Source organism: Scytonema millei VB511283, from assembly GCF_000817735.3.
Classification (GTDB): Bacteria; Cyanobacteriota; Cyanobacteriia; order Cyanobacteriales; family Chroococcidiopsidaceae; genus Chroococcidiopsis; species Chroococcidiopsis millei_B.
The window spans coordinates 168,327-189,314 of the sequence record NZ_JTJC03000017.1; the positions used below are offsets into that span (position 1 = coordinate 168,327).

Annotated in this window: 22 protein-coding genes; 16 read left to right on the forward strand and 6 right to left on the reverse strand. The window is 42.8% G+C overall.

Going from position 1 to position 20,988, the window contains the following annotated elements:
- Positions 1–52 precede the first annotated feature (52 nt).
- The gene (locus QH73_RS26355; RefSeq protein WP_039713750.1) at positions 53–1,519 is read left to right on the forward strand and encodes a RecQ family ATP-dependent DNA helicase; all 1,467 of its coding nucleotides are present in this window, start codon (positions 53–55) and stop codon (positions 1,517–1,519) included.
- Here QH73_RS26355 and QH73_RS26360 read toward each other — a convergent pair.
- Positions 1,486–2,133 (reverse strand): Uma2 family endonuclease, encoded by a 648-nt coding sequence (locus QH73_RS26360; protein WP_201278357.1) that lies wholly within the window; start codon positions 2,131–2,133, stop codon positions 1,486–1,488. The genes QH73_RS26355 and QH73_RS26360 overlap by 34 nt on opposite strands.
- Before the next feature lie 434 nt (positions 2,134–2,567).
- Here QH73_RS26360 and QH73_RS26365 point away from each other — a divergent pair, with 434 nt between their 5' ends.
- Entirely contained in the window at positions 2,568–3,602 is a 1,035-nt protein-coding gene (locus tag QH73_RS26365) for a threonine aldolase family protein (RefSeq protein WP_039713749.1), read from the forward strand.
- Positions 3,603–3,764: 162 nt separating this feature from the next.
- On the opposite strand, the gene QH73_RS26370 is transcribed toward QH73_RS26365, so the two are convergent.
- The 3 genes from QH73_RS26370 to QH73_RS26380 form a co-directional block, all read right to left on the reverse strand.
- Positions 3,765–4,166, reverse strand: a complete 402-nt coding sequence (locus tag QH73_RS26370) for a fasciclin domain-containing protein (protein WP_015156623.1) — start codon at positions 4,164–4,166, stop codon at positions 3,765–3,767.
- Between the two features lie 130 nt (positions 4,167–4,296).
- Positions 4,297–5,163: a metal ABC transporter permease gene (locus QH73_RS26375; protein ID WP_039713748.1), complete on the reverse strand. Its 867-nt coding sequence runs from the start codon at positions 5,161–5,163 to the stop codon at positions 4,297–4,299.
- Positions 5,163–5,918 (reverse strand): metal ABC transporter ATP-binding protein, encoded by a 756-nt coding sequence (locus tag QH73_RS26380; RefSeq protein ID WP_132867322.1) that lies wholly within the window; start codon positions 5,916–5,918, stop codon positions 5,163–5,165. Before QH73_RS26380 ends, QH73_RS26375 begins: the two co-directional genes overlap by 1 nt.
- A 154-nt stretch (positions 5,919–6,072) precedes the next feature.
- Here QH73_RS26380 and QH73_RS26385 point away from each other — a divergent pair, with 154 nt between their 5' ends.
- The 9 genes from QH73_RS26385 to QH73_RS26425 all read left to right on the forward strand — a co-directional run bounded on the left by QH73_RS26385 (position 6,073) and on the right by QH73_RS26425 (position 13,225).
- Positions 6,073–7,140 (forward strand): metal ABC transporter substrate-binding protein, encoded by a 1,068-nt coding sequence (locus QH73_RS26385; protein WP_132867262.1) that lies wholly within the window; start codon positions 6,073–6,075, stop codon positions 7,138–7,140.
- A 14-nt stretch (positions 7,141–7,154) separates the two neighbouring features.
- Positions 7,155–8,195 (forward strand): urease accessory protein UreD, encoded by a 1,041-nt coding sequence (locus QH73_RS26390; RefSeq protein WP_201278358.1) that lies wholly within the window; start codon positions 7,155–7,157, stop codon positions 8,193–8,195.
- Positions 8,196–8,207: 12 nt separating this feature from the next.
- Complete coding sequence (gene ureA, locus QH73_RS26395) at positions 8,208–8,510, forward strand: urease subunit gamma (protein ID WP_039713747.1); 303 nt, start codon at positions 8,208–8,210, stop codon at positions 8,508–8,510.
- 148 nt (positions 8,511–8,658) lie between these two features.
- The gene (locus QH73_RS26400; protein ID WP_039713746.1) at positions 8,659–9,303 is read left to right on the forward strand and encodes a methyltransferase domain-containing protein; all 645 of its coding nucleotides are present in this window, start codon (positions 8,659–8,661) and stop codon (positions 9,301–9,303) included.
- Between the two features lie 70 nt (positions 9,304–9,373).
- Complete coding sequence (locus QH73_RS26405; protein WP_039713745.1) at positions 9,374–9,889, forward strand: hypothetical protein; 516 nt, start codon at positions 9,374–9,376, stop codon at positions 9,887–9,889.
- Positions 9,890–9,954: 65 nt separating this feature from the next.
- Positions 9,955–10,842: a hypothetical protein gene (locus QH73_RS26410; protein ID WP_039713744.1), complete on the forward strand. Its 888-nt coding sequence runs from the start codon at positions 9,955–9,957 to the stop codon at positions 10,840–10,842.
- 195 nt (positions 10,843–11,037) lie between these two features.
- A complete protein-coding gene (locus QH73_RS26415; protein ID WP_052289788.1) occupies positions 11,038–11,412 on the forward strand; it encodes a hypothetical protein in 375 nt (124 codons plus the stop codon).
- A gap of 78 nt (positions 11,413–11,490) precedes the next feature.
- On the forward strand, positions 11,491–12,309 hold the full coding sequence (locus tag QH73_RS26420; protein ID WP_052289787.1) for a glucosamine-6-phosphate deaminase: 819 nt from the start codon (positions 11,491–11,493) through the stop codon (positions 12,307–12,309).
- 112 nt (positions 12,310–12,421) lie between these two features.
- Positions 12,422–13,225 carry an SDR family oxidoreductase gene (locus QH73_RS26425; protein ID WP_039713743.1) on the forward strand — a complete coding sequence of 268 codons (804 nt, stop codon included), beginning with the start codon at positions 12,422–12,424 and terminating at the stop codon, positions 13,223–13,225.
- A gap of 87 nt (positions 13,226–13,312) precedes the next feature.
- Here the strand turns inward: QH73_RS26425 and QH73_RS26430 are convergent, their stop codons facing one another.
- Positions 13,313–15,166 carry an N-acetylmuramoyl-L-alanine amidase gene (locus QH73_RS26430; RefSeq protein WP_132867324.1) on the reverse strand — a complete coding sequence of 618 codons (1,854 nt, stop codon included), beginning with the start codon at positions 15,164–15,166 and terminating at the stop codon, positions 13,313–13,315.
- A gap of 203 nt (positions 15,167–15,369) precedes the next feature.
- Between QH73_RS26430 and pyrG the strand changes: the two genes are divergently transcribed.
- Positions 15,370–17,007 carry a CTP synthase gene (gene pyrG, locus QH73_RS26435; protein ID WP_039713741.1) on the forward strand — a complete coding sequence of 546 codons (1,638 nt, stop codon included), beginning with the start codon at positions 15,370–15,372 and terminating at the stop codon, positions 17,005–17,007.
- Positions 17,008–17,052: 45 nt separating this feature from the next.
- Here pyrG and QH73_RS26440 read toward each other — a convergent pair whose 3' ends face one another.
- Positions 17,053–17,286, reverse strand: coding sequence for a Nif11-like leader peptide family natural product precursor (locus QH73_RS26440; protein WP_039713740.1), 234 nt, complete (start codon positions 17,284–17,286; stop codon positions 17,053–17,055).
- Positions 17,287–17,609: 323 nt separating this feature from the next.
- On the opposite strand from QH73_RS26440, the gene dxr reads away from it, so the two are divergent.
- From dxr to QH73_RS26460, 4 genes are all read left to right on the forward strand, one after another.
- Positions 17,610–18,806, forward strand: coding sequence for a 1-deoxy-D-xylulose-5-phosphate reductoisomerase (dxr, locus tag QH73_RS26445; protein WP_039713739.1), 1,197 nt, complete (start codon positions 17,610–17,612; stop codon positions 18,804–18,806).
- A gap of 86 nt (positions 18,807–18,892) precedes the next feature.
- Positions 18,893–19,549 carry a hypothetical protein gene (locus tag QH73_RS26450; RefSeq protein WP_039713738.1) on the forward strand — a complete coding sequence of 219 codons (657 nt, stop codon included), beginning with the start codon at positions 18,893–18,895 and terminating at the stop codon, positions 19,547–19,549.
- 79 nt (positions 19,550–19,628) lie between these two features.
- Positions 19,629–20,111 (forward strand): adenosine-specific kinase, encoded by a 483-nt coding sequence (locus QH73_RS26455; RefSeq protein WP_039713737.1) that lies wholly within the window; start codon positions 19,629–19,631, stop codon positions 20,109–20,111.
- 527 nt (positions 20,112–20,638) lie between these two features.
- Complete coding sequence (locus QH73_RS26460) at positions 20,639–20,977, forward strand: DUF962 domain-containing protein (protein WP_039713736.1); 339 nt, start codon at positions 20,639–20,641, stop codon at positions 20,975–20,977.
- Positions 20,978–20,988: the final 11 nt, after the last annotated feature.

Sequence of the window (20,988 nt, forward strand, 5' to 3'; positions counted from 1 at the left end):
CTTCCTCACTAATTAACAGTTATATTCAGAGTCAAAAAATTGCTCACTCCCAATGAATGACTCTGAATCTGAACAGCATATTCACTCTAAGTTACAACAAATCTGGGGATATTCAGATTTTCGTCCACCCCAAGGGGAAATTATTCGTAGTATATTATCAGGGCAAGATGCTTTGATAATTATGCCTACGGGTGGAGGTAAGTCAATTTGTTTTCAACTTCCAGCGCTACTACAAACAGGTTTAACTATAGTCGTTTCTCCTCTAGTAGCGTTGATGGAAAACCAAGTCAAAGAATTATGCGATCGCCATCTTCCTGCTGCTTTATTACACAGTGAACTACCAAAAGATAGCCGTTTCAAAACTCTACAACAATTAGAACGGCAACAGTTAAAATTACTTTATTTATCACCAGAAACTTTACTTAGTAAACCGATCTGGGAAAGGCTTTCTCAACCACAATTACACATTAATACTTTAATCTTAGACGAAGCTCATTGCTTATCTCAATGGGGAGATACATTTCGTCCAGCTTATCGCCGTTTGGGGACAGTGAGATCGGCTTTACTTCAGTCTAAACCAGTTGGAACAAAAATCGCGATCGCTGCCTTTACTGCAACTGCCAATCCGACAACTCAGCAGACAATTCAGCAAGTCTTACAACTACAACAACCAACAATTTTTCGTCAAAATCCCTACCGTTCTAATCTGCATCTTCAGGTAAAAATAGTTTGGACACCTAAAGGACGAAAACAACAATTAGCGAATTTTATTCAGTCACAACAGGGGGAAGCTGGGTTAGTTTACGTGCGTACCCGCCGCGATAGCGAAAGTTTAGCAGAATGGATGACACAACGAGGATATGTGACTGCGGCTTATCATGCAGGTTTGAGTCCAGAAGAACGCCGTAGAATTGAGGCTAGTTGGTTGAGTGGAGAAATGCAATTTGTTGTCTGTACCAGTGCTTTTGGCATGGGAATCAATAAACCCAATGTCAGATGGGTAGTACATTTCCACTCTCCCTTATTATTATCAGAATACGTGCAGGAAGTTGGACGTGCTGGTAGAGATGGGAAACCAAGTGTCGCATTAACGTTAATTAGCGAACCTACAGGATGGTTAGATTCAGAAGATAAACAGCGTCAGCAGTTTTTTGAAAATAAAATGCGATCGCAATATTTAGCAGCACAACAATTAGCCAAAAAACTTCCAGTTAAAGGAGAAGTAGAGGCTGTAGCACGCAAATTTTCTGATGGTGCGATTGCGTTATCTCTCCTCCACAGTGCCAATTTGTTAGACTGGCAAGATCCATTTTATTACACGATCCGTCAACCAATTAAACTACAACCACCTAAACAATTTCTCGCAGTACAGCAGATGACTCAGTATCTCACAACGAAACAGTGTCGCTGGCAATATTTGTTAAAATGTTTTGGTTTCAGTCAAGAATTACCATCTTCAGGTTGCGCACATTGCGATCGATGTACTTACTCTTCTACATCGAACTCAACTTTATCATAAATATCTGATAGCGAAATTTGAAATTGAATCGTAGTTAAAGCTAACGTTGCTGTTTCTCCATCATACTCAGAAAAAAGCCATTGACTTGTTGCAGTTTGTGAGCTTGCGGTTTTTGAATACTGCTCAATGTGCATTTCTGATTGTTCAATTAATATATACTCTTGAAAAGAGGGAATAGTGCGATAAAGTCTAAATTTCTCGCCGCGATCGTAGTTTTCGGTCGATTCAGATAATACCTCAACAATGAGTGAAGGATTAGTAATTGTATCTTTCCGACCTTCGACAAACTGCAACTGATCTGAGACTACCATAACATCGGGATAAGTGTAGAATCGCTGTTGAGGTATCCACAGGCGCATATCACCTATAAATACTCGATATGGTTGTCTTTTTAAGGCAAAATTAAGTGCTGCATACAAGTTCCCTGCAATTTGATTGTGATTTGGCGTTCCACCAGCCATCGGCACTATTTGACCATTATGATATTCACTTTTATACTCTGCATCTATTTCTAATGCCAGATATTCTTCAGGTGAGTGGTAAAGCTGTGTTTGGTACATAACTATCTTCGGAGGATAGACTCTGATGCGATCGCGATGAACATTTACTTCCATTGGCTTCAGCTGAATATTCTAACAAACTGCTCAAGCTCGTACTACTAAATTGTTGAATTTGATACGAAAATACGTTCATTTACCCCCGTCTCTATTTCTCGCCATACAGCAAATGACTCAGTAGCGATCGATAGCAAGTTTTATTCAGAATTGCTAGAATTTGACCTTATACCACACTTTCGACAATAGTTCAGAAATGCTTGTGTCTATTTGTCGCGATCTTAACCTTGGTTTGCTACTTATATTATGTTTAGTAGTAATACATCAATTGATGTTATTTCTTCACCTACCCGTAAGTTATCCTTACATAGATTATATATTTGAATTCACTCCTAGTTTTTTCAAAAGTCCTTTGATTGCTTTGTTTTACCTCCTTCCAATTTTGATGGAAATATCGCAGGTAAATTTATTTTATAAATTCTCCAATAGGAACTATGATGAACAATCCAGAACAATTCGCCAGCGATAACTACTCTGGAATTTGTCCAGAAGCTTTAGAATATATGCTCAAAGCTAATTCAGGAAGTTCGCCTGCATACGGTAATGATGAATGGACGCAAAAAGCCTCAGATTATTTTCGGCAAATCTTTGAAACTGACTGCGAAGTCTTTTTTGTGTTTAACGGTACAGCTGCCAACTCTCTATCTTTAGCTGCACTTTGTCAGTCTTACCATAGTGTCATTTGTCACGAAGTTGCACATATTGAAACTGATGAATGCGGTGCGCCAGAATTTGCTTCTAACGGTTCTAAGTTATTACTAGCCAGAGGCGAAATGGGTAAGTTAAACCCAGCGTCAGTAGAGGCGATTGTCAGCAAACGTGCGGATATTCACTTTCCCAAACCTAAAGTTATCAGCTTAACGCAAGCCACAGAACTAGGAACTTTATACTCTATTGACGAACTTTTAGCAATTAAAGTAGTTGCTCAAAAATACAACTTAAAAATTCATATGGATGGCGCACGCTTTGCTAATGCTGTCGTGGCGATGAATAAAACTCCAGCCGAAATTACCTGGAAAAATGGCGTTGATGTCTTGTGTTTTTGCGGGACAAAAAATGGTACGGCAATGGGTGAGGCAATTATCTTCTTTAATAAAGACTTAGCAGAAGATTTTGCCTATCGCTGCAAGCAAGCAGGACAATTAGCATCAAAAATGCGATTTATTTCCGCGCCTTGGCTAGGTTTGTTAGAAACGGGTGCTTGGTTAAAAAATGCACGTCATGCTAATGAGTGTGCGGCATATTTAGAAAATCAACTTTTAAATATTGATGGTGTAGAAATTCTATTTCCCAGGCAAGTCAATGGCGTGTTCGTACAGCTATCAGAACATACCATTAATCAATTACGTGCCAAGAATTGGCAGTTCTATACTTTTATCGGTGCTGGTGGTGTAAGATTTATGTGTTCTTGGGGAACGACTAAGGAAAGAATTGATGAGTTGGTTGCAGATATTAAAGCTTCGCTTTAGTCAAAAGTCAAAAGTCAAAAGTCAAAACTAATCACAGCTAACTATCGATTACTACAAATGACCCATGACCACTGACTAGTACGGGCGGGTTTAGCAAAGAGATTAATGGCTTTGGCACAAAATTTTGGTCAAAACCCGCCCCTACAAATGACCAATGACAAATTACCCCATTAAAATCACGCGATTAATTACATGAATCACGCCGTTATCAGCTTCAATATCCGGTGCTAATACTGTGGCATTTTTGACTTCAAAGCCATCTGTACAATTAATCGGAATGGGAGAACCTTCTACCGAAATGACAGAATCAACTTTTGCTAAATCAGCTTGCATCAACTTACCAGAAACAACGTGAAAGGTTAAAATTCTTGCCAGTTGAGGGATATTTTGCAGTAAAGTTTGGATGGTTCCAGGTGGGAGTTGAGCAAAAGCTTCGTCGTTGGGTGCAAACACCGTGAAGGGACCAGGACTTTTGAGAGTGTCTACTAACCCTGCTGCCTGTACTGCCGCTACTAAAGTATTGAAAGAACCCGCACCAACAGCAATATCGACAATATCAGCCATGTATCTTACCTAGAGTATAAAAAAATGCTCGTATAGCAATTACCAATTACGAACATATCATAGGTAGGGACACATAGCTGTACGCTCCTATAAATTATATGTTATTCAAACGATAGAATTGACTCTACGATTATTCATTACTCAACTGCTTGGTTTTCACCTGTCGCCAGCGCATGAAAACGCCGTAATTGGGACTGAATAAAAAAGCTAAGGCAAATAATCCCGAAACAACTAAGACGATCGCGGGACCGGATGGTAAGTTAAAAAAGTAACTGAGATACATGCCGCTAATACTAGAAACAATCCCAATCGCCGCACCTAAAATCATGACTTGGTGCAAGCGAGTTACGAGTAAATAAGCTGTCGCCCCAGGTGTAATGAGGAGGGATAATACTAAAATTACGCCGACTGCTTTCATGCTGGCAACAATTGTTAAAGCAATTAATAACATTAAGCCAAAATTCAGCTGATTTACTGGTAAGCCAGCAGCTTGAGCGCCTAGCGGATCGAAGGTATAAAATAGGAGTTCCTTATATAAGAGGAAAACAATAATTAATACTATTGTGGCAATAATCGCCGTGTCCCGAACATCGTCAAAAGTTACGCCGAGAATGTTGCCAAATAAAAAGTGGTTGAGATCGATTTTATTCTGCTTCTGAATCGTCGTAATTAAGGTAATTCCTAGTGCAAAAAAAGCTGAAAAAACGATACCCATCGCTGCATCTTCTTTAATTGGGGATCGCGTGCGTATCCAAGCAATCAGCAGCGTACTAATTACCCCAGCAATAAATGCACCAACAAAAATATTTGCTCCAACTAAAAAGGCGATCGCCAATCCTGGTAAAACAGAATGACTGATGGCATCGCCCAACAAAGCTAAGCGTTGTACCATCAAGTAACTGCCGACGACAGCACACAACAAACCAACAAGAATCGCGACGACAAGCGATCGCTGCATGAACCCATACTGCAATGGCTCAATCAGTGCCTCAAGCATCAAGCAGCAGCTCCACTAAAATACATTACCTTACCACTGTAGGCACGATAAAGATTATCTTCAGTTAACACTGAAACGCGATCGCCTGTAGCAATTATCTCGCGATTGAGCAAAATCAAATCGTCAAAGTGCCGAATCGATTCTCCCAAGTCGTGATTCACAACTAATACGATTTTTCCAGCTTGGGCTAATTCGTGGAAAACATCGAAAATGACAGTTTGGGTTTTTTGATCGATCCCCACCAATGGTTCGTCAAAGCAAAATATTTCTGCTTCTTGAGTCAAAGCCCGTGCCAAAAACACTCGTTGCTGCTGTCCTCCCGATAGCTGTCCGATGGGGCGATTTTTATATGCGTCCATTCCCACCCGTTCTAATGCAGATTGGGCGACTTTACGACTGACAGTAGAGAAACGCTGGAATAAACCCGTTTTCTTGACTCTACCCATCATCACCACATCCCACACCGTAGCAGGATAAGTCCAGTCAATCTGCGATCGCTGGGGAACGTATGCAACTTTTTCCAACTGCTGCACCAACGGCTTTCCCTGGTATAGCACGTTACCAGTAGACAAAGGAACCAGCCCCAACATTGCTTTGATTAAAGTACTTTTACCCGCACCATTAGGACCAAAAACTCCTGTCAGTCTTCCAGAACGCACCGTACAGTTCACATCGCGTAGTGCTTCCTGCGTGCGGTACTGCACCCCTACATGGCTGATATTAATATTTGCGGCGCTGGCGATATTTCTATCCATTTTCTGTACGTTCGCAGCAGTTGGTACTAACCCATGAGTATTTATTCTGGGCTGGAGTTTCAAATGAAAAGTTTTCATAACACTAACTTTTTTTGTCTACTTTGAGCATACTGTAAAAATGAAAAGAATATGAAAACATCTATAAAAGGAAATAATGTTGAAGATAAGCGGGCGTAATAGAGTAGAGAGCAGGGAGCAGGGAGCAGGGAGCAGGGAGGTAAGAGAGCTGAGGGAGCTGAGAAAGCTGAGGGAGAAAAATGACTTACGACTTACGACTTACGACTTACGACTTCTCCTTTTGCCTCTTGCCCTTCTATCTAGTTGTAGCCAACCAGATGCAAGCCGCACCTCTCCAGAGATGGAGAAGCCGCAAGTGGTAGCAACTAGCACCATCATTAACGATTTGGCAGAACGGGTAGGAGGAGAAGAAATTCAACTGCGGGGAATTTTGCAGCCAGGGGACGATCCCCACGTTTACGAACCAGTCCCAGCCGATAGTCAGGCATTGGAAGATGCGGACTTAATTTTGTATAACGGCTACAATTTGGAGCCAGGACTAATTAAGCTGATGAATGCGGCAGGGTTGAAAGGGCGTAAATTAGCTGTGGGGGAAGTTGTGAAACCTTTACAGCTAGATAAAGGCAAAGGGGAAATCGTCCCCGATCCTCATGTTTGGGGCGATGTGGAAAATTCAATTCAAATGGTGAACAGAATTCGCGACGCTTTGATTGAATTGTCACCAGAAGATAAAGAGAAATTTACTCAAAATGCCGCAAAACTGATCGCCCAGTTGCAGGAATTAGATACTTGGATGACTCAGCAAATTCAAACCATTCCCGCAGAACGACGAAAATTAGTTACGACTCACGATGCATTTCAATATTTCGGTCGCGCCTACGGAATTGCGATCGCCGGGACTTTAATTGGGATCAGTACGGAAGAACAACCCAGCGCCCAAACTGTCCAAAAATTAGTCGAAGCCGTGAAAAAAGCTGGAGTTCCCGCGATTTTTGCCGAAACCACAATTAATCCTGCTTTAATTACTACTGTTGCTCAGGAAGCAGGAGTCAAATTAGCACCGCGCCAACTCTACTCTGACTCGATCGGCGCTGCTGGTAGTAATGGAGATTCTTATATCAAAATGATGGCAGCAAATACGCAAACGATTGTAGAAGCACTGGGAGGAAAGTATACGCCTTTTAAATCAGTGGCTGGTGGCTAGTGGCTAGTGGCTAGATGTTCACTACCAACTACCAACTACCAACTACCAATTACCAACTACCAACTACCAACTACCAAAATTCCGTGCATCAAGAAAAAAATATTCCTTCTAGCTGGCATGGCAATTTAGATATCGTGTATGCTCTGCGCAACGGTAAGACACAACCGATACGCGATCGCGTTCAAGCACCGTTAAAAGTGCAGCGTCCGTTTTACCCAGAAGGAGAAATTTGTCACACAGCAATATTACATACAGCGGGGGGAATTGTGGGGGGCGATCGCCTTTCAATTAACCTGCAACTCCAACCGCGATCGCAAGCTTTAGTCACCACAACAGCCGCGACTAAAATTTATCGCAGCAACGGTTTACCAGCTAGACAAACAGTCGAGATGCAGATCGATGCAGGTGCTTGTTTGGAGTGGTTGCCTCAAGAAACAATCGTCTTTAACGAGGCAAATTATCGCCAAGACTTGCGCGTGGAATTAGCCCCAGGTGCTAGCTGGTTGGGCTGGGAAATTACCAGATTTGGGCGCAGTGCTAGAGGAGAAAGATTTTTACAAGGAGAATGGCGATCGCACACCGAAGTCTGGCAACAAGGACAACCTTTGTGGATCGATCGGCAATGGTTGCCAGGAGAAGAGGCGGTTCTCAACAGTCCCCACGATTTAGCGAGACATTCCATCGTCGCCAGCCTCACTTGGATCGGATGCGAAGTCTCACCAGAATTAGTGGTGCAAGCGAGAGAATTATGGGGACAAGGTTCGGGAGTCGGGAGTCGGGAATCGGGAGTCGGAAAAGAGAGCAGGAGAGCAGGAAAGCAGGGGAGCAGAGGGAGCATTTCTAGCCACCAGTCACTAGCCACTCAACTACCAACTACCAACTACCAACTACCAACTACCAACCACGGAGTCACCCGTCTCCCACAGGGATTATTGTGTCGCTACCGTGGCTCTAGTTCGATCGAAGTACGACACTGGTTTACATCTGTGTGGCAGTTACTGCGCTTATCATTATTAGACAGGTCTAGCTGTTTACCTAGAGTTTGGCAACAATAAAAAGGACACTCAATGCAACTTACGCCACAGGAAAAGGATAAACTACTCATCTTTACCGCTGCTTTGGTAGCAGAACGCCGTAAAACTAGAGGACTAAAACTCAACTATCCAGAAGCAGTGGCGTACATTTCTGCTGCTATTCTGGAAGGGGCGCGAGAAGGGCGTACTGTCGCCGAATTGATGAGTTTTGGCGCAACTCTCCTGATGCGAGATGAAGTCATGGAGGGAGTACCGGAGATGTTAAATGAAGTCCAGGTAGAAGCAACATTTCCTGATGGGACAAAACTAGTTACCGTCCATAACCCGATTCGTTAAGTCGTAAGTCGTAAGTCGTAAGTCGTAAGTGAAGAAAAAACGATTGTGAATATATTACTAGCTACGACTTGTTCGAGCGGGAGGATGACTTTACACTTTGTAATTTTTTCTAAACTGAGAAGAGTAGAGGTATTGAAACACTCGAATTATGATTTTGCGCCCTCACGACCGGATCAAGTTAGACGATACCAATGACCAGCAGTTCTATTCTTTTCCGCGATTTGTCACCCATGTGGATGATAATTTCATTCAACAGCTAACTCAGCTCTACAGGGAACGCCTCAAACCCCAGACTCGGATTTTTGACATGATGAGTAGCTGGGTATCTCACCTCCCAGAGGAGATGGAATTTGCTCATGTAGAGGGACACGGGATGAATGAGGAGGAACTAGCCCGCAATCCTCGGTTGCATCATTATTTCGTGCAAAATCTGAATGAGAATCCTAAATTTCCGCTACTAGACCAAGATTTCGACGCAGTTTTGAATACTGTTTCAATCCAGTACTTGCAGTATCCAGAAGCAGTGTTTAACGAGATTCATCGGATTCTGAAACCGAGCGGAATTGTCATCATCAGCTTTTCCAACCGCATGTTTTACCAAAAAGCAATTCAGGCTTGGCGCGATGGGACGGAATCGAGTCGGGTAGAATTAGTCAAACAGTATTTTCGAGCTGTACCAGGATTCTCCGAACCCGAACTTATTGCCCATCAGTCCGGCACTAATAATTTCATCCAGTGGCTAGGTGTCGGTGCGAAAGATCCGTTTTATGCTGTCATTGCTCAGCGCATCTAAAATCTTCCGAAACTAAACCAAGCGATCGCCAGAATAAATGATAAGTGTAAGGAATCGAGCAGGAGGCGTTATGTTTTTTCGTCAAGGGCGTAAAATTTTAGTGGCGTTAATGCTGTCATTGTTACTATTTACTACGGCATGTACGGCTACAAAAACTCCAGGGCGGTTTGACCAAGCACAACAGGTCAGCAATCAGCAAAAAAGCGGTCAAGCAGTAGCAAAAGAGGCGACTCAGGGCAGCGAGTTCAATCGATTTTTCCCAGCCGCTAGCGGTGAATTTCAACGGGTTTATACTCAAGAGAAAAAAGGTTTTGCTGAGGCAAAATTGAAGAAAGATGGTAAAGATCTGGCAATGCTGTCTATTTCCGATACCAAGAGCTTGCCCACTGCCGCAGCAAAATTTAAGACAAGTACAAAACAAATTAACGGTTATCCTGCTGTAGAAGTTGGCACGACACAAACAGCAGTATTAGTGGGCGATCGCTATCAAGTTAAAGTATTATCTCGCGATCCATCTTTTACAGCTAGCGATCGCGAAGCTTGGTTAAAAAAATTCAACCTCAATGGACTCTCAAAATTGCAATAAATTAGTCATTCAGCGATCGCCAATGACAAATGACAAATGACAAATGACTAATCAAGGAGTTTAATATGAGCAAATCAATTATTGAGTTGGTAGACGGACTATCTACTAACAATATGACTGTTTCCATGCTGCGATCGCTTGATTTTGTGATTCCGGGGCAGTGGAATAATTTAGTTGGCTTTGAAAATACAATTCGTACCGTTACAGGCGAGATTGACGAAAGTATTATTCAACAAGTTGGCGAACGGGCAATCTATCTTTACAACGATCGCTCTCAAGGATATCAAAGAGCGATGTGGTTATATCAAACTGTAGATAGTACTGATAAAGCTCTAGGTGCAGCAGCTTTAGCAAATAAAGTTGGGGAAAAAATTCCGCTTTTAGGTTTCTTAAATAAAGTCACTCCTAAAGCTGATAAAGCCCAAACTATCGACTTAACTTTAAAATTAGTCGTCGAGTTGCTCGCTTTTTGTCAAATTAACGGTATCCCTGGCGATAGTATTGGTGATTTCGTCAATTCCCTGGCTGATTACAGCGGCGAATCTTTGATGCGCATGGTGGCTTTAGTTTGCGTCGATGGCTTGATTCCTTTTGGTCCTGATTTTATTCAAAAGGCTTTAGCAACTTTAGATAAAACGAGTCCCCAGGAATTAGAGAAAAACTCTACCTTCCAAAATATCAATAGCGATATTCCAGGGAGTAACTCCGCCAGTAAGTTGAACTTTATCGGCGAAAGTTTTAACTCTGTCACGGGGTGGATGAACGATTTAGTCGTTTCTCGTGGATTAACGCCGCAAAAAGTTGTCAGCAACCTACAAGGTTTTATCGAAGTTGCTGACGATAAGTTAGACTATCTTGCTGCTTTTCTGGATGTTTCAACTAATTATTACGAACATACAGGAACCCAAACCTTAGCGCGACGGTTAATTGAAAGAGCAGTAGCAGAAATATAAGTTTGATGTAGACATTTGTAGAGGCGTACGCATAGCGTCTCTACATTCCAAGCTTTTTTCACAAAATCTCTACAGCAAAGTCTCTCTGTAGGGGGATTGATTTTTAGCAATCGATCCTCTACATTCTCCTATCAATAAGTCTTGCTCGTATTCGCTATATCAAATTATACCAAACTAAAGCTAGTAGTAAATAATATGGAAGAAACATTTGAACTAACAGAATTACAACCTGAAGATTTGGAAACAATTAAAGTTGACTCTTTAGCAGAGCTAGACAGTTTAATAGCAGAAAAATTCAATCTATTCGTACGTCCCTATTCTACAGACATCAGAGCTGCATTAGAATTAGTGGCTTGGGATTTAGAAAATTCAGATGCACCTCACTTTGAGTTATTTCGAGTTGAGGAACATTCTTTACCAGGATTACCTTTTGTGGCTAGCTTTATCCCAAATGGCGTTTGGGGTTATGGTGAAACTGCGCCTCTAGCAATTTGTCAAGCAGCACTATTTCGACACAAACAAATTAAGTTTGAGCTATCAGTCAATTCGTATAGTAGCGAACGAACTTGAAAAATCGTCTGCTTCCTACTCCTTGCTCCCTGCTCCCTGCTATATATAGAGTGGCGGTACGCTTGTAAGGCTGTTTAAATGTCTTCTCTTCCTCACAACTTCCAAACCGACACACTCGCTAAAATTTTTCCAGTAGATGCGCTGACAGTACGTTTGTACGATCGCACTGATGAACTTACCACAGACGCAGCTAAGATCGCGCAACGCTATTTACAAAACTTACTGACGCAGCAAGATACTGCTACGGTAATATTAGCAACTGGCAATTCTCAAATTGATTTTCTCTCAAAATTGGTAAATTTAGGTGAGATAGACTGGTCGCGAATTGTCTTTTTCCATCTCGATGAATACTTAGGAATTAATGCTAACCATCCGGCAAGTTTTCGACGTTACTTACGCGAACGAGTCGAACAGAAAGTCAATCCAGCAGCATTTCACTATATTGAAGGCGATACCGTACAACCGCTAGCAGAATGCGATCGCTACACTAAGTTATTATTGTCACAGCCTATCGACCTATGTTGTTTGGGATTAGGAGGCAACGGACACTTAGCATTTAACGAACCATCAGTAGCAGATTTTCAAGATCCTCACTACATAAAACTCGTAAAATTAGAATTGTCTACCCGTCAGCAACAAGTTAACCAAGGCTATTTTACCAATATTGAAGTCGTACCACAATATGCTTTTACGCTGACAATTCCAGCAATTTGTTTAGCACAAAAAATATTTTGTTTTGCACCGGGAAAGCATAAAGCTAAAGCAGTGCAGCAGATGTTAGAAAAAGTAGTTTCTCCAGCAATTCCTGCTTCTGTACTGCGCGATCAAAGGGAAACGGCATTGTTTTTAGATGCAGATTCAGCTAACCTTTTAAGTCAGTCAAAAGTTAAAAGTTAAAAGTCAAAAACTTAAATTTAAGTTTTTGTACGTTCGGATTCTTGGACTGAAACCTACATAAACATGAAACTAATAACTGCTCGTGCGCTCCCTGCTCCCTATCAACTACGCAATGAATTTTACTCATAAAACGATTTTGATTACAGGTGCTTCTGCTGGCATCGGGCAAGCACTGGCGATCGCCCTAGCCGAACGTGGGGCAAAATTAGTATTGGCTGCAAGAAGTCAAACCGATTTAGCAGCAACAGCTAAAATTTGTCTAGAAAAGGGAGGAAATGCGATCGCTGTCCCTACTGACGTGACACAGCCGCAAGCTTGTCAGCACTTAGTTGAGATGGCAGTCAAAAATTTCGGTCAAATTGATATTTTGGTAAATAATGCTGGTATTTCCGCGATCGCTCGGTTTGAAGAAATTACAGACTTGTCGATTTTCGAGCAAATTATGCGGGTGAATTATCTCGGTGCGGTATATTGCACCCATTACGCCTTACCTTACCTGAAAGCTAGTCAGGGGCTGTTGGTGGCGGTTTCTTCGCTTTCGGGTAAAACAGGAATCCCCACGCGCTCGGCATATGTCGCCAGCAAGCACGCCATGCAAGGCTTTTTCGACACGCTGAGGATTGAATTACGGGGAACGGGAGTTGACGTTCTAGTTATCTCACCTGGATTTGTCGCCACTGATATCCGTCAACGCGCATTTGGTGGTGATGGTAAGCCGTTGGGGAAAAATCTGCGGGACGAAACGCAAGATACTATGTCTGTAGAAGAATGCGTGCGTCAGATCTTGGTAGGTATGGAACGACGACGGCGAGAAACAATTTTGACGCTGAAAGGACGAGTGTTACCTTGGGCAAGATTAGTCGCACCTGGGTTGGTAGATCGGATTGCTGCACGTTCGGCGCGGTTACAGTCTTAGTAATTGCATTTAAGATATTGTCACGCAAAGGCGCATACGTGGAGCGTTCTCGTAGAGTAGGCGCAAAGAAGGATGCTAAAGATATAGCTAAATATTGCTAAACCAGTGGGTGATTCCTTGGGCGATCGCGCTGGCTAGTTGTTGTTGTGCTTGCAGGTTGACAATCCATTCAAATTCGTAGGGGTTAATCATAAATCCTAGTTCTAATAATATTGTCGGGGCTGAAGCGGGACGAGTTAAAGCGAGGTTGTTCCAGTACAGTCCGTAGTCAGGGCGGTTCAGTTTTTGAACTAAATAACCATGTAAAAATCTGGCGAGATCGTGTGCTTGGGGATGATACCAAAAGGCGGCTAATCCTTGAGTTTTCATAGCATCGCCTGCATCTGGCAGAGCATTGTAATGTAGGGAAATTGCGATCGCAGGGTCAATTTTATCGATTATGGTTACTCGATCTGGTAACGATAAATCTATATCACTTTCCCGCGTCATGTAAACCGTAGCGCCGCGTTTTTCTAGTTGTTCTCGAACTAATTTAGACATTAGTAAATTGATATCTTTTTCAGGATAACCCGTTGGTCCCAAAGCCCCAGTTTCCTTCCCTCCATGTCCAGGATCGAGTAGTATTTTGATTCCAGCAAGAGGGGAGTTGGGAGTCGGGAGTCGGTAGGGGCGGGTTTCCAAACCCGCCCGTACAGGAGTCGGGAGTTGGGAGTCAGAAGCTTGTAATTTTGAATTTTGAATTTTGACTTGTCTCCCCGTCCTTGGTTGATGTCGCAGTGTCAATATCAAACTCGTACCGTCATACCTCAACTTATAGCCCCATTGCTGTTGAGATTTGAGGTTAAAAATATATTCCAAGCGATCGGGTGTGACTTGCTGCCAATCGAGGCGAGAAATAATTGGGTCGTCGTCGAAGCGGATTGTGTCGGTTTGAGCAGTAGTATTATGTAGAGTCAAAGTTAAACTGCGATCGCCTTGCTTGATACTCACGGGTACGGGGACTTGTAGCGGAAACACGATTTCTGTTGCCCCAGGTACGCGACGGGCGCTGACACTCCGAATTAGCGATCGCGGTGGGATCGCTCCTGGTATGATTCTAGTTTCCTTACTATTAATCCAACCGCCATAGTCTAAGCGCAACCATTCCCCTTCTTTGCCTGTAACTGCTGCCCGCGTACCCTTGGGTAAAGGTGTGAGGCGAGAGTAATCGGTACTTGCACCAGTTCGCGCTACTCCTTCATTTGCCGTGACTTCGACGACTGCTAAATTCGCGGGTGAGAGGATTGTAACTTTCCCTGGACTTGGTTGAGTCACAGTTTGACCGTTTAATGTTAGTTGAAACTGTGGTTGAATTCCAGAACCAGGAGTGAAACCGCCAGAAATAGCATTATTGCCATCTACGAAATTACCTAATTCTGGTAGAGTGGTACACCCTTGATATTGCCCAGATGTTAATTGGCGAGTTGGCTGATTTCGTCCGGTTAAAAGTGCAGAGTTAGCTGGCAGTTGTACTTGTTGTATTTGGGGAAAAAGGCGAATGTTATCTTTGCCCAATTGAACGGAAACTACAGATTGAGGAGGAGCGATCGCGCTAAAACAAACTAATTCTCCTGGCATTCTGGCTATATCGACATTAGGAGTCAAGGAATCTTTACCAAATGCCAATCCTACAGGTGGTACGGGGGTTGTATCCTGTCGCTGTACCTTTAATTGCACCTGTTGGTTTTGATATTGCAACGTAAATGTATTATCTCCTACCTGCAAGGGAAAACTAGGGGCAAAATGTCCGGCGCGACTGCGTTCTATCGGCTTACCGTTAACCAAAACTTTACCCGAAGGTGGTGCTGTTCCTACTAAAAAGATGCGATCTGCTACTGTTTGATGGTTCGCAGGGGGATAAACTACCGCTAGTGGCTGTTTTGCTCCAACCGGACGCACCATCAGCAGAATAAAGATAGTTCCGAGAAAGAATAATCCGAAAAGTTTTTTCACGCCAAAATAGGGGAATTAGGGAGTCGGGAGTCGGGAGTCGGGGATTTTGACTTTTGACTTTTGACTTTTGACTTAATCCCCAGCCCCTCGATAATATGTCACAATTATCGGGGTGAATGGCTGAAAGTTGCCCAAGATTAAGAAAAACTACTATGACTAAATTTGTGTTTGTGACTGGTGGCGTAGTCTCCAGCATTGGTAAGGGTATTGTAGCGGCAAGCTTGGGACGGCTGCTCAAATCGCGAGATTATTCAGTTTCTATTCTCAAACTCGACCCTTATATTAACGTCGATCCAGGTACGATGAGTCCCTTTCAACATGGGGAAGTTTTTGTCACCGAAGATGGCGCGGAAACAGATTTAGACTTAGGACACTACGAACGCTTTACCGATACTTCCATGTCGCGCCTCAATAGCGTTACGACTGGTTCGATTTATCAAGCGGTAATTAACAAAGAAAGGCGGGGCGATTACATGGGGGGAACGGTACAAGTTATTCCCCATATTACGAATGAAATTAAAGAAAGAATTCAGCGCGTTGCTAAAAATACGAATCCCGATGTTGTCATTACCGAAATTGGCGGTACGGTGGGAGACATCGAATCGCTACCATTTCTCGAAGCAATTCGCCAGTTTCGCAAAGATGTAGGGCGACAAAATGTATTGTACATGCACGTTACCCTCGTTCCCTGGATTCCTTCAGCGGGGGAAATGAAAACCAAACCGACACAACATTCTGTTAAGGAGTTGCGATCGATCGGGATTCAACCAGATATTTTAGTCTGTCGGAGCGATCGCCCCCTACCCGACGGTCTCAAAGCAAAAATGGCTGAATTTTGTGACGTATCTGTTGAATGCGTCATTAGCTGTCAAGATGCTAGCAGTATCTACGAAGTTCCTTTAACTTTAGAAACAGAAGGACTGGCACAGCAAACCATAGAATTACTGCAACTCGGACAACGCCAACCCGATCTCTCACAATGGCAAACTATAGTCCAACGTCAAGCCAACCCCACTCACCAAGTTGAAGTTGCAATTGTTGGTAAGTACGTGCGTTTAAACGATGCTTATCTATCGGTAGTAGAAGCTTTGCGCCATGCAGCGATCGCCACGAATGGCGAATTACACCTGCGGTGGATCAACTCGGAAGATTTAGAAATAGAAGGGGCAGACGCTTTACTACAGGGCGTTCATGGTATCGTCGTCCCTGGAGGCTTCGGCGTGCGCGGTGTAGATGGCAAAATTGCCGCTGTAGAATACGCCCGCGAACATCAAATTCCGTTCCTCGGTTTGTGTTTGGGAATGCAATGTTCTGTGATTGAATGGGCGCGTCATGTTGCACGTTTGGAAGATGCCCACAGTGCAGAGTTTGCCCCTAATTGTCAATATCCCGTAATAAATCTTTTGCCAGAACAACAAGATGTCGTCGATTTGGGTGGAACCATGCGGCTAGGGTTATATCCTTGCAGTCTCACACCCAATACCCTAGCGCACAGACTGTATCAAAAACCCCTAATTTACGAACGCCATCGCCATCGCTACGAATTCAACAACGCCTACCGCAATCTATTTTTGGAGTCGGGATACGTCATTAGTGGCACTTCCCCCGATGGACGCTTGGTAGAAATTATCGAACTGCCCAGCCATCCATTTTTCATTGCCTGCCAATTTCATCCAGAGTTTCAATCTCGCCCTAGTACACCCCATCCTTTATTTAAAGGGTTTATTGAGGCGATTTCTCGGCGATCGCAACCAGAGGCGATCGCGCCAACTCCAGTAGAAGTATCATAGAGCGGTTAGTAGAGACGTTACGTGTAACGTCTCTCAAAGTGGACATTATCTAGGCATTAAGCGCCGTCTGGGAGAAATTCCTGGGTTGATTACCGCAGCAAACTCTTCAGGGGTTAGTTTACCAATCTGAGCATCCAATTCGGCAACTGTGAATTTGTATCCTCGCTCAGCTGCAATTTGAATGAAAGCTTCTGGTTCAGTTGTAGCCTTGAGTTTAGCCTTCAATGCCTCATCTTGATGTATGGCTTTAAAAAAGCGGGCAGCATGTTCTTGGGTCATATAAATCTCCTGCTGTTAAAGAGCAATTAAATCTAGTGACTCATGAGCGAAGTTTGACAAAGTTAACTCCACTCCCCACCCAAACTGCGATCGCACCTAAATTCGCAAAGATTTTATCTAGCTGCTCCTGTATCTGTGAGCATAGACCCTTTTCTGAAAAAAATTCATCAAATCTTGATATAAATTAAAGTTGTTGGTAACAATGTAAACAAAAATTGGTTAACGGTTGACGGTTGACGGTTAACTGACAACTGACAACTGACAACTGATAACTGGTCGCTGGTCACTGATAAAGTGGTATTGCTGCTAATTCTGAAACAATCGTGAAAGCAATTACTCTCCTGGGATCGACTGGTTCTATTGGTACTCAAACTCTGGATATTGTGGCACAGCACCCCGACCAATTTCGGATTGTCGGGTTGGCGGCTGGACGCAACGTGGAAATGCTGGCGGCGCAAATTCGGCAGTTTAAACCGAGTATTGCGGCTATCTGCGATATGGATAAGTTATCAGAGTTGAAGGAGGCGATCGCAGATCTCGACCCACAGCCGATTATATTGGCAGGAGAAGAGGGTATTGTAGAAGTTGCCCGTTATGGCGATGCCGAAAGCGTGGTGACGGGAATTGTCGGCTGTGCGGGGTTGCTACCCACAATTGCGGCGATTGAGGCGGGTAAAGATATTGCATTGGCAAATAAAGAAACTTTGATTGCGGGTGGTCCCGTTGTCTTACCATTAGTAGAAAAACACGGAATTAAACTTTTACCCGCAGATTCGGAACACTCGGCTATTTTTCAGTGTCTTCAAGGCGTACCAGAACGCGGTTTGCGGCGAATTTTACTTACGGCTTCTGGGGGTTCTTTCCGCGATTTACCTGTAGAAAAGTTAGCAAATGTCACCGTTGCCGATGCTTTAAAACATCCTAACTGGACGATGGGACGGAAAATTACAATCGATTCAGCGACGTTGATGAATAAGGGATTGGAAGTCATTGAAGCTCATTACTTATTTGGATTAGATTACGATCGCATCGATATTGTCATCCATCCCCAAAGTATTATCCATTCTTTAATTGAATTACAAGATACTTCGGTATTAGCACAACTAGGCTGGGCAGATATGCGCTTACCGTTGCTATATGCCATGTCATATCCAGACAGGATTTATACTGATTGGAAGCAATTAGATCTCGTAGAAATTGGCAGTTTAACTTTTAAAGCCCCAGACCACGATAAATATCCTTGTATGCAATTAGCATATAGCGCGGGTCGTGCAGGTGGCTCGATGCCAGCAGTTTTAAATGCCGCTAACGAACAAGCTGTAGCCTTATTTTTAGAAGAAAAAATTCGCTTTTTAGATATTCCTCGCTGTATCGAACTCGTTTGCGATCGCCACTCTTCCGATAACTGTTCTACCCCATCTTTAGATGACATTGTAGCAGCAGATCGTTGGGCGAGACAAGAAGTATTAACAGCTAGCGAAGATCTGAGTAAAGACGATCGGTTAATTACTTTACGATAGATCGCTCGGCAAACTTTTGTTCATTTAAGCTGCCCAACTATAGGTTCAATCGTTTTGAATTTTAACTTTTAACTTTTGGCTTTTCCATGATTGAGTTTGCCATCAAGTGGGGTACGAAAACATTTCCTACTGAATATATTGCTCTATGTATCTCTATTTTGGCAGTGGTTGCTACTTGGGGAAATTTCTGGAACTCAAGAAGAACGTTTGCGGCGGCAAATTATCCTAAATTAAGAGCAGAACTCAACTGGCTGTCGAATCAAATCTTTCCTAGCTGTAGTTTGTTCAACGAAAGTGACAAAATTTCTGCTAACGATGTTCATATTACCGTGAGTGTTGCTCAAAGCGATCGCTGGTATTTCGATAGTGAAAGATGGTTTACTTACGAATACGCAGAATTAGCTAGACTCAAACCATTAGAAGGTTTTCCCCCTCCTCAAGAAGATGATTTGATTCAATGGTGTCAAACCAGAGGTTACAAACAAAGGTTGTTTATTCCATCCGAATCCGCACAACTGCAAGATATCGTTCGACAAATTTCTAATTCAGATTCCTATTACATTCGTCTCAAAGTAGCTTATACATCTAACGTATTTGGAGCTAATAAAATATGTAAAATTTCTCGAACATACAGAATAGAACGCCAGCAAAATATGCCAGAATTACCAGCGGGCGATCGCTTAATTTGGGAGACACGTCAAGAAACTCAAACTCTGCATCAAGATGAAATTTCTCCCAACTGATAGCTTATATTTATCACTCCATTTGGAATTATAAAGTATTTAGAGCTGGTTGCAATTGGGTAATCTTGAGGAGGGAAAAATGGAACTCAAATCTGTGGCAATGGAAATTCCTGAAGGTAGCAATATTATCATCGGTCACAGTCACTTCATTAAAACTGTGGAAGACTTATACGAGATAATCGTCGGGATCTCTGCCCAAGCAAAATTTGGCATCGCTTTCTGTGAGGCTTCTGGTTCCTGTTTAATCCGCACTGCCGGAAACGACAAAGAACTACAAGATATAGCTACTAAAAACGCTCAGGCGATCGCGGCAGGACACAGTTTCGTGATTCTGATGAAACAAGCCTACCCGATTAACTTCCTCAATGCAATCAAACAATGCCAGGAAGTCTGTAACATTCACTGCGCGACAGCAAATCCAGTAGAAGTCATCCTAGCAGAAACTCAACAAGGACGGGGAATCTTGGGTGTTGTAGACGGATTTTCCCCCAAAGGTGTAGAAAATGCTGAGGACGTACAAGCACGACAAAAGTTTTTACGCCAAATTGGATACAAGCTTTGAAAAAGTCAAAAGTCAAAAGTTAGAAGTCAAAAGTTAGAAGTCAAAATTTATCTCTCACTCTTGCCTAACTCACCAACTACCAATGACCTTAGTAAGTCGTAAGTCTTAAGTCAAAACCAATGACCAATGACGAATGACCAATGACAATATCTGAAGTGTCATAATACCGCTTTGGTAAAGGTAGGTAAATTAGGTTTAATACAAGGGATTAGTTTGCGCCTGCTAGTCTTTGTCTTTAGTAGCCGCTGCTAAATTATTGCTTCTGTGTCATACTTAACGGGGCAAAACAGGCGCGATGCAAAACTCTTATATGCATCATAATTTTAAATTGCAAAATTATGAAATAAGAACCCGAACGCATTGAAGGACGAGACGTGTAGAAGTATAAAAACCTATGCAATTGGCTAAACCAGCCGCGAAATCTTAGAAGAATATTACAGTAGTAGAAATTCTCGGCAAAGGAATAGTTAATATCTTTACAATACAGCTTTAAACCTGGCGTGCGGCGTACCTGGAGGAATGTTAAGTTGAGTTACTTCCAAGAAGCTAAAGCATATTTCATAGCAAGTCATCAGAATCCGATCAACATATTTTTACATCATTTAACAGTCTTACTAGCGATATCGGCGGTTGTATTACTGTTCTACGATTGGCGTTGGACGCTAGTTTGTCTGCTACTGACACAAGTATTCGCGATCGGCGGACACGCATTATTCGAGAAGAACAAACCAGCTTTTGTCAAGTACCGCAGCGGAATTATGATTCCCGTTTCAATTTCTTGGTCGTTCGAGAATTTATTTGGCTTGCGTCAACTTTGGAGCTACTTTCAAAGCAAAAATCGCAAGAATCTCGAAAAAAACGCTTAAATCTACACTAT